The sequence below is a fragment of the Streptococcus cristatus genome (assembly GCF_001578775.1).
Taxonomy (GTDB): domain Bacteria; phylum Bacillota; class Bacilli; order Lactobacillales; family Streptococcaceae; genus Streptococcus; species Streptococcus cristatus_A.
The window spans coordinates 63,154-77,204 of the sequence record NZ_KQ969063.1 but is presented as its reverse complement, the minus strand read 5'-3'; the positions used below and the strand labels follow the sequence as shown (position 1 = coordinate 77,204).

12 protein-coding genes and 2 pseudogenes are annotated in these 14,051 nt (G+C 45.4%); 7 read left to right on the top strand and 7 right to left on the bottom strand.

Annotated features, from left to right (window positions below; all coding sequences use genetic code 11):
* Positions 1-51 precede the first annotated feature (51 nt).
* The 3 genes from SCRDD08_RS08800 to SCRDD08_RS08790 all read right to left on the bottom strand — a co-directional run bounded on the left by SCRDD08_RS08800 (position 52) and on the right by SCRDD08_RS08790 (position 3,738).
* On the bottom strand, positions 52-678 hold the full coding sequence (locus SCRDD08_RS08800) for a cyclodeaminase/cyclohydrolase family protein (protein ID WP_061423352.1): 627 nt from the start codon (positions 676-678) through the stop codon (positions 52-54).
* A gap of 14 nt (positions 679-692) precedes the next feature.
* Entirely contained in the window at positions 693-1,592 is a 900-nt protein-coding gene (gene ftcD / locus SCRDD08_RS08795) for a glutamate formimidoyltransferase (protein WP_061423351.1), read from the bottom strand.
* A gap of 115 nt (positions 1,593-1,707) precedes the next feature.
* Positions 1,708-3,738, bottom strand: coding sequence for a urocanate hydratase (locus SCRDD08_RS08790; protein WP_061423350.1), 2,031 nt, complete (start codon positions 3,736-3,738; stop codon positions 1,708-1,710).
* A gap of 195 nt (positions 3,739-3,933) precedes the next feature.
* Here SCRDD08_RS08790 and hutI point away from each other — a divergent pair, with 195 nt between their 5' ends.
* Complete coding sequence (hutI, locus tag SCRDD08_RS08785; RefSeq protein WP_061423349.1) at positions 3,934-5,199, top strand: imidazolonepropionase; 1,266 nt, start codon at positions 3,934-3,936, stop codon at positions 5,197-5,199.
* Positions 5,200-5,335: 136 nt separating this feature from the next.
* Here the strand turns inward: hutI and SCRDD08_RS08780 are convergent, their stop codons facing one another.
* The 4 genes and pseudogenes from SCRDD08_RS08780 to sstT all read right to left on the bottom strand — a co-directional run bounded on the left by SCRDD08_RS08780 (position 5,336) and on the right by sstT (position 9,084).
* On the bottom strand, positions 5,336-5,755 hold the full coding sequence (locus SCRDD08_RS08780) for a hypothetical protein (RefSeq protein ID WP_061423348.1): 420 nt from the start codon (positions 5,753-5,755) through the stop codon (positions 5,336-5,338).
* A complete protein-coding gene (locus SCRDD08_RS08775; RefSeq protein WP_061423347.1) occupies positions 5,736-6,644 on the bottom strand; it encodes a phosphodiester glycosidase family protein in 909 nt (302 codons plus the stop codon). The genes SCRDD08_RS08780 and SCRDD08_RS08775 overlap by 20 nt, the downstream gene beginning before the upstream one ends.
* Positions 6,641-7,690, bottom strand: a complete 1,050-nt coding sequence (locus SCRDD08_RS08770) for a bifunctional glycosyltransferase family 2/GtrA family protein (protein WP_061423346.1) — start codon at positions 7,688-7,690, stop codon at positions 6,641-6,643. The genes SCRDD08_RS08775 and SCRDD08_RS08770 overlap by 4 nt, the downstream gene beginning before the upstream one ends.
* A gap of 176 nt (positions 7,691-7,866) precedes the next feature.
* Positions 7,867-9,084 (bottom strand): annotated as a pseudogene (gene sstT, locus SCRDD08_RS08765) (serine/threonine transporter SstT).
* Between the two features lie 163 nt (positions 9,085-9,247).
* On the opposite strand from sstT, the gene SCRDD08_RS08760 reads away from it, so the two are divergent.
* The 6 genes and pseudogenes from SCRDD08_RS08760 to SCRDD08_RS11125 form a co-directional block, all read left to right on the top strand.
* Positions 9,248-10,120 carry a mechanosensitive ion channel family protein gene (locus SCRDD08_RS08760; protein ID WP_061423345.1) on the top strand — a complete coding sequence of 291 codons (873 nt, stop codon included), beginning with the start codon at positions 9,248-9,250 and terminating at the stop codon, positions 10,118-10,120.
* A 317-nt stretch (positions 10,121-10,437) separates the two neighbouring features.
* Complete coding sequence (locus SCRDD08_RS08755; RefSeq protein WP_061423344.1) at positions 10,438-11,337, top strand: helix-turn-helix transcriptional regulator; 900 nt, start codon at positions 10,438-10,440, stop codon at positions 11,335-11,337.
* Positions 11,338-11,398: 61 nt separating this feature from the next.
* Positions 11,399-12,013, top strand: a complete 615-nt coding sequence (locus SCRDD08_RS08750; protein ID WP_061423343.1) for a GyrI-like domain-containing protein — start codon at positions 11,399-11,401, stop codon at positions 12,011-12,013.
* A gap of 12 nt (positions 12,014-12,025) precedes the next feature.
* A complete protein-coding gene (locus tag SCRDD08_RS08745; RefSeq protein ID WP_061423342.1) occupies positions 12,026-12,577 on the top strand; it encodes a ClbS/DfsB family four-helix bundle protein in 552 nt (183 codons plus the stop codon).
* Positions 12,578-12,769: 192 nt separating this feature from the next.
* Positions 12,770-13,804, top strand: a complete 1,035-nt coding sequence (hrcA, locus tag SCRDD08_RS08740; RefSeq protein WP_061423341.1) for a heat-inducible transcriptional repressor HrcA — start codon at positions 12,770-12,772, stop codon at positions 13,802-13,804.
* A 38-nt stretch (positions 13,805-13,842) separates the two neighbouring features.
* Positions 13,843-14,051, top strand: a pseudogene (locus SCRDD08_RS11125) (nucleotide exchange factor GrpE); the annotation flags it as partial.

Genomic DNA, 14,051 nt, shown 5'->3' with positions numbered 1-14,051 from the left:
GAAAAGAAAGTCCCTTCACAGGAAAGAGTGGGCTTCTCTTCCGTTTATCTATTAGACAACTTTCAAAATTTCTTGATAAATTTCATCGGCTAGAGCGCAGCCTTTTTGCAGGAGCTCTTCACCCTTGCTGTGGTAGTCTGCGACAAAAGCTTCATCCTTGACACCTGACAGGTTGATGAGGACATTGAGCCAAGCCCCTTGCAGGCCGGCCTTAAGATTAAGAGCTGCGACTCCTAGGTCGCTGGCAGCATTGGTATTGGACTTGCCGACAGCCTTTTGAGTTGTTTGCAGGGCAGCCAAGATGTCTTCCATCATGCCATAAGGTGACTTGGTCGCTTCCTTGAGGGCTTGCTGCATCGCTTCTCGACGGGCATCCTTGTCTTCCTCTGTTTCCTTAGGCATGTCAAAGACAGCGGAGACTAGATTGAAGGCTTCAGTGTCCTTGTCAATAGCTGCGAGCAGGCTTTCTTGGAGGCGGGCACTTTCTGCGTGCACTTGAGCAATGTCTGCTTCAAATTCTGCGTATTTTTTCTTGCCAAGGGTCAATTCACAGACCATCTTAGTCAGGGAAATACCGTTGGCTGCTGAAAGAGCAGCGGCAGAGCCACCTCCTGGTGCAGGAGCATCTGAGCCTAGGACTTGGGCAAATTCTGTCAAGCTTAAATCTACTAATTTCATAGGTTTCTGTCCTCCTAGCCCAGCAAATGGTTTTCCAGAACTTGCTTGCTGTAGTCAAAGTCTTCGATTTGCAGATAGTATTCTGCTGCATCAATCAAAGCCTTAGCTGGAGCCAAACCGATGACTTCTGAGCCGAGGATTCCAACTCCGTAGCGCTTAGCTTCAAAGCGAACAGTTTCAAAGACGCGGTAGAGCGGGAATTTTTCCAGATTGACCATGTTGATAGAAACCTGAGCAATGTTGCGGTCTTCCAGCATAACGCCGATCGCTTTACAGTACTTGTAACCACCGCTTGATCCACGGATGATTTTGGCAATATTGTTGGCAATTTCCAGATTGTCTGTATCCAAGTTGATGTTGTAGGCGATGAGCGGCATTCTAGCTCCGACAGCAGTGACACCAGCAGTTGGGTGAATCTTTCTTTCACCATAGTCAGGAGCCCAGTCAGGTTCCAAGAGTTTTTCAGGCATGCCTTCAAATTGTCCTTTACGAACCTTAGCCAAATTTTTACGCTCAGGACGAGTCGCTGCATCTTCATAGAGGAAGATAGGAATACCGAGCTCACGGTTGATTCGCTCAGATACGGTCTTCGCAATTTCTACGCATTCCTCACTTGTGATGTCCTTGATCGGTACAAAAGGCAGGACATCAGTTGCGCCCATACGAGGGTGTTCACCTTGGTGCTTGGTCAAGTCAATATTTTCAGAAGCGTATTTAACCAAACGGAAGGCAACTTCCTGAATGTTTTGGTCATCACCGACCAAGGTAAAGACGCTGCGATTGTGGCTGGCATCAGAAGAGTGGTCCAAAAGTGTTACGCCTGGCACGCTATTAGCAACTTCCACTAGACCGTCAATGACCGCTTGGTTGCGGCCTTCAGAAAAGTTAGGAATACATTCAACAATTTTTGCCATAAGATATTACCTCGTGATATATATTATTAAAAATTACAAAGTGAATAAAGTGGAACTTCCAGCTGAGCTAGGTGTGAGGCCTAGCTCAGTTCAGAAGTTGGGGGACAAGTTTTTCCTATTTGAACAACTTCTTAACAGATTCTTTGACCAAATCTTCGTCAGTTAAGTATGGAATGGTAATGTGGTCTGTGCCTTGGTGGAGGCGGTTGTACTCGATAGCTGTCTCAATAGCATGCTCATTGCGAGCCCAGTTACGACGTGCAACTCCGCCAATTGTATCCCAAGCGATAGCAGATTTGATGATTTCATCAATACGTTCACTACCGTCTAATACCAAGCCAAAGCCACCGTTGATTGCTTTCCCGATACCAGTTCCGCCACCGTTGTGGAGAGCTACCAGACTCATACCACGAGCGGCATTACCAGCGTAACATTGCACAGCCATGTCGCAGGTAACATTAGAACCGTCCTTGATATTAGAAGTTTCACGGAATGGAGAGTCAGTACCAGATACGTCGTGGTGGTCACGGCCGATCATGACAGGACCAATCTTGCCTTCGCGGACTAATTCATTGAACTTGAGGGCGATATTGACACGACCCATGCAGTCTTGATAGAGAATCCGAGCCTGAGTTCCAACAACCAACTGGTTCTTTTCTGCATCGCGGATCCAGTTATAGTTATCGCGATCTTGGTAGCGGCGGTTAGGATCAATCACTTCCATAGCAGCATGGTCAGTAGCGACTAGATCTTCGTGCTTACCGCTCAGACATACCCAACGGAAAGGACCGTAACCATAGTCAAAGAGCATAGGCCCCATGATATCTTCTACATAAGATGGCCAGATGAAGCCGTCTTTGTCGTCAAAGCCATTCTTAGAAATTTCCTTGATGCCAGAGTCATAGACCGCCTTCATAAAGGCATTACCATAGTCAAAGAAGTAGGTACCATTGCTAGTCAGGGTCTTGATTGCCTTGAAGTGACGTTCCAAGGTTTGGTCAACCAACTTAGCAAAGGTTTCCTTGTCTTCAGCCAGGAGACGAGTCCGTTCTTCAAAGCTGATACCAGCCGGGCAGTAACCACCGTCGTAAACATTGTGGCAAGAAGTTTGGTCAGACAGCAAATCAACATGGATATTGTTCTCGTTGACATATTCCAAGAGATCTACAATGTTACCATGATAGGCAATGGAAGTTGATTCGCCAGCTTCCAGAGCTTTCTGAGCCAAGTCGATAGCTTCTTTCGGACTTTCAGCCAATTGGCTAATCCAGCCTTGGGAGTGGCGAGTTTCAATCCGAGATTGGTCTACTTCAGCTATAATTGCTACCGCTTTAGCAATTTCAGCTGCTTTCCCTTGAGCTCCACTCATGCCACCCAGACCAGAAGAGATGAAGAGTTTGCCAGTCAGGTCGCCATCATCAGCTACACCCAGTTTCAAACGTCCAGCATTGAGGAGAGTGTTGAAGGTACCATGGACGATACCTTGAGGACCGATGTACATCCAACCGCCGGCTGTCATTTGACCGTAGTTGGTGACACCCATTTCTTCCGCAATTTCCCAGTCCTTCATATTGTCATATTCACCGACCAAGAGGCCATTAGTGATGATCACGCGCGGAGCTTCTGGTTTAGAATTGAAAAGTCCGAGCGGGTGGCCAGATTCCACGACCAGGGTTTGATGGTCAGTCATGACTTCCAAGTATTTCTTGATCAGGTTGTACTGCATCCAGTTAGCGCAGACAGATCCAGTTTCTCCGTAGGTAACCAATTCATAAGGATAAAGAGCGATTTCAAAGCTCAGGTTGTTGTCAATCATGACCTGCATAGCCTTAGCTGCGGTACAGTTCCCTTTGTACTCATCAATTGGTTTACCATAGATGCGTTCTTTTGGACGCCAGCGGTAACCATAAATCCGTCCGCGAGTTTTCAATTCTTCCAAGAATTCTGGAATCACTTCCTCATGGAATCTCTTTGGAATATAGCGAAGGGCATTTTTTAGAGCAATTTCGGTTTGAGCTTGAGTCAAACGGAAGCCCCGATCGGGTGCGCGACGGATGCCTTCTTGGAAAACCGTTTTTTCAGGCAGTACATCGTCTAATTTGACGGTCATTGCTGCTGCAATATCTTGTTCGCTGTAGAATGACATGTTTATTTCCTCCTTGTAAAATAACTTAAGATTTGACCTTATTTTATAACAGCGCCGTCAGTACAAAGTCAAGAAAATATTTCTAAAGATAAAAAATATCAATATATCTAATATATATTGGTTTTTGACTATAATTTGACGATAGTGTATTATGATGGAAAGCGAATAAGTTGGAAAATGAATGGAGGAACAAGCATGACTGCTGATTTACTATTAACTCACTTTAATCAAGTCTTCTGTCCCAAGGATCTCGGACACCCCCTTTTTGGTGAGGAGATGAAGGAAGCTCAGGTCTTGGAGGACGGCTACATTGCAGTCAAAGACGGTAAAATCCTAGCTGTTGGTAGTGGAGAGCCGAATGCCAGTCTAGTTGGACCAGATACTAAGATTCAGTCTTATGAGGGTAAGATTGCGACGCCCGGCTTAATCGACTGTCACACTCACTTGGTCTATGGCGGTAGCCGGGAGCATGAATTTGCTAAGAAATTAGCCGGTGTCCCTTATCTGGAGATTCTTGCTCAAGGCGGCGGAATTCTAAGTACAGTCCGGGCGACACGAGAAGCTTCTTTTGATACTCTCTATGATAAGTCTAAGAGACTGCTAGACTACATGCTGCTGCATGGGGTAACAACGGTTGAGGCCAAGAGTGGCTATGGTCTGGACTGGGAAACAGAGAAGCGCCAGCTAGATGTCGTTGGGGCTCTGGACCGTGACCATGATATTGATTTAGTTTCGACCTTCATGGCTGCCCACGCTGTTCCACCAGAATACAAAGGACGTTCTCAGGAATATCTGGAGCTTATCGCCGAGGAAATGCTGCCTCGGGTAAAGGCAGAAAATCTAGCTGAGTTCTGTGATATTTTCTGTGAAAAAGGCGTCTTTACAGCTGACGAGTCACGCTACCTGCTTTCTAAAGCTAAGGAAATGGGCTTCAAGCTTCGTATCCATGCTGATGAAATCGAGTCTATCGGCGGAGTAGATGTAGCAGCTGAACTTGGAGCAACGAGTGCAGAGCACTTGATGGTAGCGACCGATGAAGGTATTCGCAAGATGGCGGAAGCTAAAGTTATCGGTAATCTCCTACCAGCAACTACCTTCAGTCTGATGGAAGATACCTATGCACCAGCCCGCAAGATGTTAGAAGCTGGTATGGCTATCACTCTGACCACCGACAGCAATCCTGGCTCTTGTCCGACAGCTAATCTGCAGTTCGTCATGCAGCTGGGCTGCTTTATGATGCGTCTGACGCCAGTAGAAGTTCTCAACGCTGTAACCATCAATGCGGCCTACTCAGTTAACCGCCAAGATAAGATTGGCAGCTTTGACACTGGCAAGCAGGCGGACATTACCATCCTAGACGCTAAGAACATTGACTATCCACTTTATTTCTTTGCGACCAACCTGACCCATCAGGTTTATAAGGCAGGCAAGTTGGTTGTTGATCAGGGTAGAATCGTCTAATCTTACAAGTCAGTTTCATTTCCATGTGATAGCAAAGATTTTCTTAGAAGTTCTATTGTTGATTATAAAAAAGCAGATTTGTGTTCAAGAAAAGGTCGTGGCTTAAACACCACGACCTTTCTGTTTTTTTATGAGATTAGGATATTGAGCTGGTCTCTTTATCTACCCACACACTGCGCGTAAAGACCATGGAGAATAGAGCCAGAGCCGCAAAGCCTGCTCCTACATACCAGTAGGGCATATCCAGTGTCGTGGAGCGTCCAGAGAGATTGACGATGCCACGAAAGAGCATGCCGGCTGTCATGGTGGCTACAGCTGAGTTCCAGAGGTTAAGGCTAAGCCGAGAGAGATTAGGAATGATCTTCATAAAGAGCAGGAGGAGGCTGCCCCCAACGAGAGGAAGAGCAAAGAGATATTGCATGTGGACAGATGTTTCCCCGAAGCTGAAGGATTCATAGATTCTGCTGAAAGCAAAGAAGAAAATTGTTAGCAGGATGTAGGAAACAGCTGTTTTTTTGAAACGTTTTTTGCTGGGATTAGTAACCGATGTAGACAATGTCGCTCACCGTCCTTTCTGAAATATTTCCGTTGGTGGTAGGCTTGTTAATGACCTGACCGTTGAAGTACATAGTGGACGAGCCGCCACCGTCAAGATTGTAGGCAGTCTTGACGCCATAAGATTTCATGACTTCAGCCATTTCATAGAGGGAAAGTCCCTGACTTTCTGAAGTGCGTCCGTCTGAAACGATGATGATATAGTGGTTTTCGTCAATGATGCCGATAGATGTCCGTGGATTGGAAGCCATAGACTGGCCAACTTCGGACTTGGTATTCACGACAATTTCGCCATTTTCTACGAGGGCTGGTCCGAAGGCTAGGAGATTGACCACACCGTCTTCGACTAGCTGGTCGGCAGAGATTTCATTTTCGTAAATGATTTTAAAGGAGCCGTCTTTGTAAATGGCCAAATCCCCATTGCTGGCGTCCTCTCGGACGGTATCACGGTAGACGACACCGTTGCGGATGACATAGCCGGTAGAATTGGCACCGTAGTAGTCGCCGTTAACCGCTAGAATAGCCTTTTTATTAGCCGCTGTTTCTGAAGTCTTGGCCGTGACATTGGTCCCGTAGGTGTTATTGGCGAGAGCTGTTTTCAAATATTCAGCGGAGCTGACGGTCACATCAGCGATGTAGACTTGGGTATTGTTGACGGTCTTTTCAGTCAGCGTGACCGAGATATTGTCGTCTGAATAGCTAGTATCTGTCACTGTGGCTGTTTCGGCAGCCTTGCTGGCAGCCTCGGCATTGGACGAAGAAGCGGTGCTTGAGACTGTGGAAATGGTCTCTGCAATGACGAAGGTTTTCAACATGGAGTAGCTAAAAGAAGCTGTCAGAAGTAGGCCAAAAATGGAGGCGTAGGCATAGCCTTTCTTTAAAAATTTCATGATGCAGTGTGTGTCCTTTCCTTAAAAATAAATCTCTTTTGCACCATCCAAGAGACGGTGAAGAGCAGTAGTCCGACGATGATCTTGACAATCAGAAGATTGAGACCAAAGACAGCATAGAAGAGACGAATCAGCAGTGTGTCTAGGATAAAGAGCACTAGAGCTAGGCTGAAATAGCCAGTTCCTGTCTTGAGTATACTGTCGTCGTTCTTAAAGACCAGTTTTTTATTGGTCGAGTAGTTAAAGACCGAGCTGGTCACGCGGGCAATCCCGTTGGCTAGGAGAATTCTCAGGCTGGTCGGAGCAGCAGCTAAAAATAAGAGAGCCAGTGCGTAGACCATGTAGTCCACGATGAAGCTGCTGAGAGAAGTCAGGGCAAATTTGAATATATTTTTATAAATCATGAGCCCATCCCGAATCGGCCGGAAGTGCGAGCCTTGATTGTCATTGATATAGACCGTCTCAATGGGCACTTCCAAAATGGGATATTCCTTGCTGGCTTTTAGGAGCATGTTCATTTCGTACTCATAGCGCTGACCTTCTACCTTCAGCATAAAGGGGATCATGTTGGTCGTAAAGGCTCGTAAGCCTGTCTGCGTATCGGAGACAGCTACGCCAGTCTGGGCTTTGAAGAGAGCCCGAGTCAGACTGTTGCCGAAGCGGCTACGCAGAGGTACCTTTCCAGTAAAGGCGCGTGCTCCCAGGATTAGCTGATTAGGATTTTCAGAAGCTTTGTTCGCCACACGGAAAATATCCCAAACCTTGTGCTGGCCGTCCGCATCTGCTGTGATGACGGTTCCGTATTGACCCAGAGACTGGATGTAGGTGAAGGCAGTTTTCAATGCTTGTCCCTTGCCTTGATTGTTCTCGTGATGGAGGACAGTCGCATATTGTTCAGCCTTGTCAAAGACTGTCTGGCGCTTGGCTGAGCTGCCGTCATCGATAACAATGATATGAAAATTGCTCTTGTTCTGAATTTTTTGAATCAGTTTAATCAAATTATAATCGGGCTCGTAAGCCGGAATCACTAGATAGTCCATATCCATACCTCTTTCTTAGATGATTTGTACAAAGTATACAGATTGCGGCTTAAAGCTAGCTGATATCAGTTATCTTTAAGAAAAGGTTAAATCTTCTTTAAGGAAAGGGCGTGGAAAATGTTTTTCAGGCCAAAATAAAAAGCTGGGCTAGACAAGGGGTCTTGTTTGTCCCAGCGCTTTGTTTAATAACGTTTTTCTTTGGGCCAGGTGCTCATTTCAGCAACAGCTGTAAAAAGCACATCTGTGGATGAGTTGAGGGCGGTTTCGCAAGAGTCTTGGATGACACCGATGACAAAGCCAACGCTGACGACTTGCATAGCCAGATCATTTGGTATACCAAAGAGGCTACAAGCCACAGGAATCAGGAGAAGCGAGCCTCCAGCCACTCCAGAAGCCCCACAGGCAGAAATGGCCGCAACGATACTGAGCACCAGTGCTGTTCCAAAGTCCACTTGAATGCCCAGTGTGTTGGCTGCTGCAAGGGTGAGCGTATTGATTGTCACCGCAGCCCCTGCCATGTTGATAGTTGAACCGAGTGGGATAGAGACCGAGTAGGTTTCAGGATTGAGACCCAAATCTCGACACAGTTTTATATTAACAGGGATATTGGCAGCCGAACTGCGAGTGAAAAAGGCGGTGACGCCACTGACTTTTAAGCAACGCCAAACCAGTGGATAAGGATTTTTCCGAAGCATAATGAAGACAATCAAGGGGTTAACGACCAGCGCAACAAGAGCCATGGAACCTAGTAATAGGAGAAGGAGCATGCCGTAGCTCTTAAGTGCCTCAAATCCTTTGCCAGAAATGGTCGTGTATACTAGCCCTAAAATACCAAAGGGGGCTAGATTGATGATCCATTCGACAATCTTTGAAGTAATATCTGCCAGTGTTCTCAAGAGTTCTTTACTTTGCTGACTTGCTTCTCGCATGGCCACTCCAAAGACAACTGCCCAAGACAGAATACCGATATAATTGGCCTTGCTCAAGGTGTTGATTGGATTATCGACAAGATTGAGGAGGAGATTGCTCAGAACTTGGCCGATGCCTTCTGGTGGACTGACTTACGAGCTAGCTGCGGTCAGCTCGATGGTTACAGGAAAGATATAGTTGGCGAGGACAGCGACAAGGGCGGCCGCAAAAGTCCCGATTAGATAAAGGATAATGACGGTTTTCATATTGCTCTTCTGCCCCTTTTGGTGCTGAGAGAGGGCATTGGCAACGAGGGTAAAAACGAGTAGTGGTGCGATAGCTTTTAGGCCGCCGACAAAGATTTGGCCGAGGAGGCTAATAGCGCTGGCTTGTGGGAAAATAAGAGCCAGCAGGGCGCCTGTGACAATCCCAATAGAAATCCGTTTGATAAGATTAGCGCGATTCCAAGCAGAAAGAATTCGATGAAACATAGGAGCTCCCTTTCTAAAATAAACTGCTTTCCACTATACGCTAGAGGTCGTATAAAATCAATATTTTTTGGTATACCCTATACAGAATAAGGCCGCTTTGATGATTATCCGCCGCCCTTTGTGGTATAATGAATAAGATTTTTGTGTCTCATAGGAGGAAAGAATGACAGCTAATGGGAATGTTTTCACACGCTATTTCCAGCAATTTGACTGGTCAGCTATTCTGGATGATGTGTTTTCGAAATTCGTCTCCTTGGTCTTTTTGTGTTTACTGTTTTGGGTGGCTAAGAAAATTCTCCATCTGTTTGTGACTAGACTGATTGCGCCATCTTTGAAATTATCTCGGCAGGATGCGGCTCGGCAAAAGACCATTATGCGCTTAATTGAGAATTTACTCAATTATGTACTTTATTTTCTTTTGTTCTACTGGATTTTATCCATTTTGGGCTTGCCGGTCTCAAGTCTTTTGGCTGGGGCAGGGATTGCCGGCGTAGCTATTGGGATGGGAGCGCAGGGCTTTCTGTCCGACCTAGTCAACGGTTTCTTTATTCTCTTAGAGCGTCAGTTGGATGTAGGGGATAATGTTCGCTTGACCAATGGTGCTATCAATATCGCAGGAACGGTTGTCAGTGTTGGGATTCGGACTACGCAGGTACGCGATGCGGACGGAACTCTTCACTTTGTGCCCAATCGAAATATCACTGTTGTCAGCAATCTTTCTCGTGGCGATATGCGGGTTTTGATTGATATTCCTATCTATGCCGAGACGGATTTGGATGAGATTTATCGGATTATCGCTGCTGTTAATCAGGAAGCTGTGCCAGAACATCCAGAAGTTTTGAAGGAACCTGATATTCTGGGACCGCAAATGACTGCGAGCGGGCAGTTTTACTTTCGGATTAGTTTAATCGTTGCAAGCGGTATGCAGGCGAGCCTGTACCATATTTTCTATAAGCTCTACCATGAGGCGCTGCTAAAAGAGGGAGTGGCTTTGCCAACGTTTGCCCCTGTCACAGGAAATAGTGGTAAAGCTTAGTAGTGGTCATGAGAATAACATCTATCGGAAATAACGTTTATAATCACTAAAGAGGCTGGGGCGAAAGTCCTAGCCTCTCAATTGTCTTTGGATTGTCGAGCAAGACGCAGTGGTTGAGTGGGCTCTACTACGCTGATTTCATCAGCTTTTACAGCCCTACTCAACTGTGCGGAGGTGGGACGACGAAATCGAATTCTAACGAATTACCGATTTCTGTCCCACTCTCTTTTTCATTTCAGCTTATCCTGGGTCTAATCTGCCTAAATATGACATGCTATGGCAAGTATTGTATAATAGGAAGAGGAGAAGGAGCAAGCATGCAGAATAATCGACTATTTCGGATATTGTACTATATTTTGGAGAGAGGGAAAGTGACTGCAACGGATCTGGCTGAGAAATTTGAGGTCTCGGTTCGAACCATTTATCGAGACGTGGACTCTCTAAGCAGCGCTGGGATTCCGATTTATACCACGCAAGGAAAGGGTGGCGGTATAGAAATCGCAGAGGATTTTGTCTTGCGGAAGTCCTTGCTGACAGCGGAGGAGAAAGAGCAGATCATGGCGGCCCTGCAAGGTCTGGAGAGCACCAGTCAGCTTTACCAGAGTGACCTGCTTACAAAGCTTTCGGCGCTATTTCAAGTCAAAAATCCCAACTGGATCGAAATCGATTTTAACCACTGGCAAAATGATAAAGCATATGAAGAAAGCTTTCATCAACTAAAAACTGGGATTCTAGGTAAGCACCTTGTTTCTTTTTCTTACTTTGCTAGTGATGAGCGGGAGACAAGCCGTCGTGTCAAGCCTGTACGCTTGTTGTTTAAAAATCAGAGTTGGTATCTCTATGCCTTTTGCCTCTTGCGCCAGGAATTCAGGTATTTTAAACTATCTCGGATGAAAAATCTGGAGCGGCTGGAGGAAAGGTTTGAGGACAGCTTTGAAGATATCGTCTTGGAAAAAGAACTGACCTATGAAAATACCATTAAACTGACAGTCAAGTTTGATCGCAAAGTAGCTTTCAGGGTTTATGATGAACTAAGCGGAGACATTCGGACAGATGCCGAAGGAAATTTATATACAGAAATCGACATTCCCAACGACCATCGTCTATATAGTTACATCCTGTCCTTTGGAGATGCTGTGGAGGTCTTAAATCCGCCCGAAATTCGAGTGAAAATGAAGGAAATGCTTTCTAGGCTGGCAGAAAAATATAAAACCTGACATAGGGTGTCAGGTATCTTCTTGTATACTAATAGATAAGAAGAGAAAAGGAGGCAGCAAGATGAAATATGAATGGAGAAAAAGCGAGAAAGGCCTTTATGGGGCCAAGCAAAAGCCAGAGCTAGTAGAGGTACCGAGTCAACAGTTCATTGTGATTGAAGGCGAGGGCAATCCCAATGAAGCGGCTTTCTCCGAGCGGGTATCTGCCCTTTATTCATTGGCCTATTCTATAAAAATGCTCTTTAAATCCGTGATGAAAAACGAGGCGGAGGACAAGGTAACGGATTTCACAGTCTATCCTTTGGAAGGTATATGGGAAAAAGCTGCTGGGGAAGGCTTCGATAAAAGTCGACTTCGCTATCAGCTCATGATTCAGCAGCCCAATGTCATCGATCAGGATATATTTGCGGCAGCGCTTGAGAATGTCCGCAAGAAAAAGCCTAATCCCCTCTATGACGACATTTGTTTGCAGAGATTGCCAGAGGAGCGGGCCATTCAGGTCTTACACATAGGAAGTTATGATAGTGAGCCGGCGTCTTTTGAGAAAATGGACGAGCTGGTAAGCAGCTTGGGGCTGGAGAGACGCGACCAAGTTCACAGAGAGATTTACTTGAGCAACAAAAATAGGACACCAGAAGAAAAGTTGAAAACCATCTTAAGGTATTCCGTCAGATAGGAGGAATTTGTCATGCCAAGACCTACAACAAAAAACGATTTACTGGCTGCTGCTACAGAAAATTTTGAAAAACTCAATCTGCTCATTTCGAACATGAGAGCAGAAGAGTTGACGAGGCCCTTTGATTTTTCAAAGGATAAGAAAAAGAAAGAAGCCCACTGGCAGCGCGATCGGAACCTGAGGGATATCTTAATCCATCTTTATGAATGGCACCAACTGCTCCTAGACTGGGTAGAAGCTAATAGGAATGGTGAGGAGAAGTCCTTTCTGCCTGCTCCTTACAACTGGCGAACTTATGGCGATATGAATGTGGCCTTTTGGCAAAAGCACCAGTCTACTTCGCTCGAGGAAGCAACCGCTCTACTGAATAGCTCCCATCAGGCTGTCATGGATTTGGCTGAGTGTTTTTCAAATGAAGAATTATTTTCAAAAGGAGTTTATCAATGGACAGGGGGTAGCACCTTAGGGGCGTATTTTGTCAGTTCGACCTCTAGCCACTATGATTGGGCCTTGAAAAAACTAAAAGCTCATCAAAGAAGTTGTAAGAATACAAGAAAGGTTTGAAACTTCCTAGGTCCCCAGACTGATTTTTAGCACTCTTGCGAAAAGAGTGCTAATTTTTTGAGTTTTTGCCTTGACTTTCTTTTTTAAGAGTGTATAATAGAATCATGATTTAGCACTCAATGTATTAGAGTGCTAAATATAAAAAATAAAATCTCGCCAGTGGCTGGAATTTTCTAAAGAGAGGTGAGGTCCTTGGTAACAGAACGCCAAAATGAGATTTTAAATCTGATCATTGATATCTTTACCAAGACACATGAACCTGTCGGTTCTAAAGCCTTGCAAGAGTCTATCCAGTCCTCGAGTGCCACCATTCGAAATGATATGGCGACTTTAGAAAAACAAGGGTTGCTAGAAAAGGCTCATACATCGAGTGGCCGCAAGCCCAGTGTAGCAGGTTTCCAGTATTTTGTCCGTCATTCCTTGACCTTTGATCAGCTAGCGGAAAATGAGCTCTACGAGGTTGTCAAAGCTTTCGACCAAGAGTTCTTCAAGCTGGAGGATATCCTGCAGCGGGCAGCGGACGTCTTGGCAGAGTTGAGTGATTGCACGGTTGTAGCTCTTGACGTCGAGCCTAGTCGGCAGCGACTGACAGCTTTTGATATCGTGGTGCTCAGTCAGCATGCAGCCTTAGCGGTCTTTACTCTGGATGAGTCCAATACTCTGACCAGTCAGTTCATGATTCCTAGGAATTTTCTCCAGGAAGACCTACTACGCTTGAGGGATATGATTCAGGAGCGCTTTTTGGGACAGACGGTCTTAGATATCCACTACAAGATTCGGACGGAGATTCCGCAGATTATCCAGCGTTACTTTACGACGACGGACAATGTTCTCGATCTCTTTGAGCATATTTTTGCTCAGATGTTTTCGGAAAAAGTAGCTGTAGCTGGTAAGGTTCAGTTGTTACGTTTTGCGGATCTTGAGGCTTATCAGTTCTTTGATGATCGTCAGAAGGTGGCTTTTGAAATCCGTGATAGTCTAGCTGAGGATCAGATGCAAAATGTCCGTGTTGCGGACAGTCAAGAGGACTGTCTGGCCAATCTAACCTTGATTTCCAGTAAGTTTTTAATTCCCTATCGGGGATTTGGTATGCTGGCAGTGGTCGGTCCAGTCAATCTGGATTACCAAAAGGTGGTCAGTCAACTCAATGTTGTCAATCGAGTCTTGACGATGAAACTCACAGATTTCTACCGCTATTTGAGTAGCAATCATTATGAGGTGAGTTGAACATGAAATTACATAAATTCCTAAAAAGGAGGCGAAAAATGTCTGAGGAAACAAAAAACGAAGAAGTAAAAGAAGAGGAAGTGGTAGAAGCTGCTGAAGAAGCTGTAGAAACTACAGAAGAAAAGGTAGAAACCGCTAAAGAAGCGGATGAAACTACTCCCGAAAAATCAGAACTAGAACTAGCCAATGAGCGTGCAGAAGACTTTGAAAATAAATACCTTCGCGCTCATGCAGAAATGCAAAATAT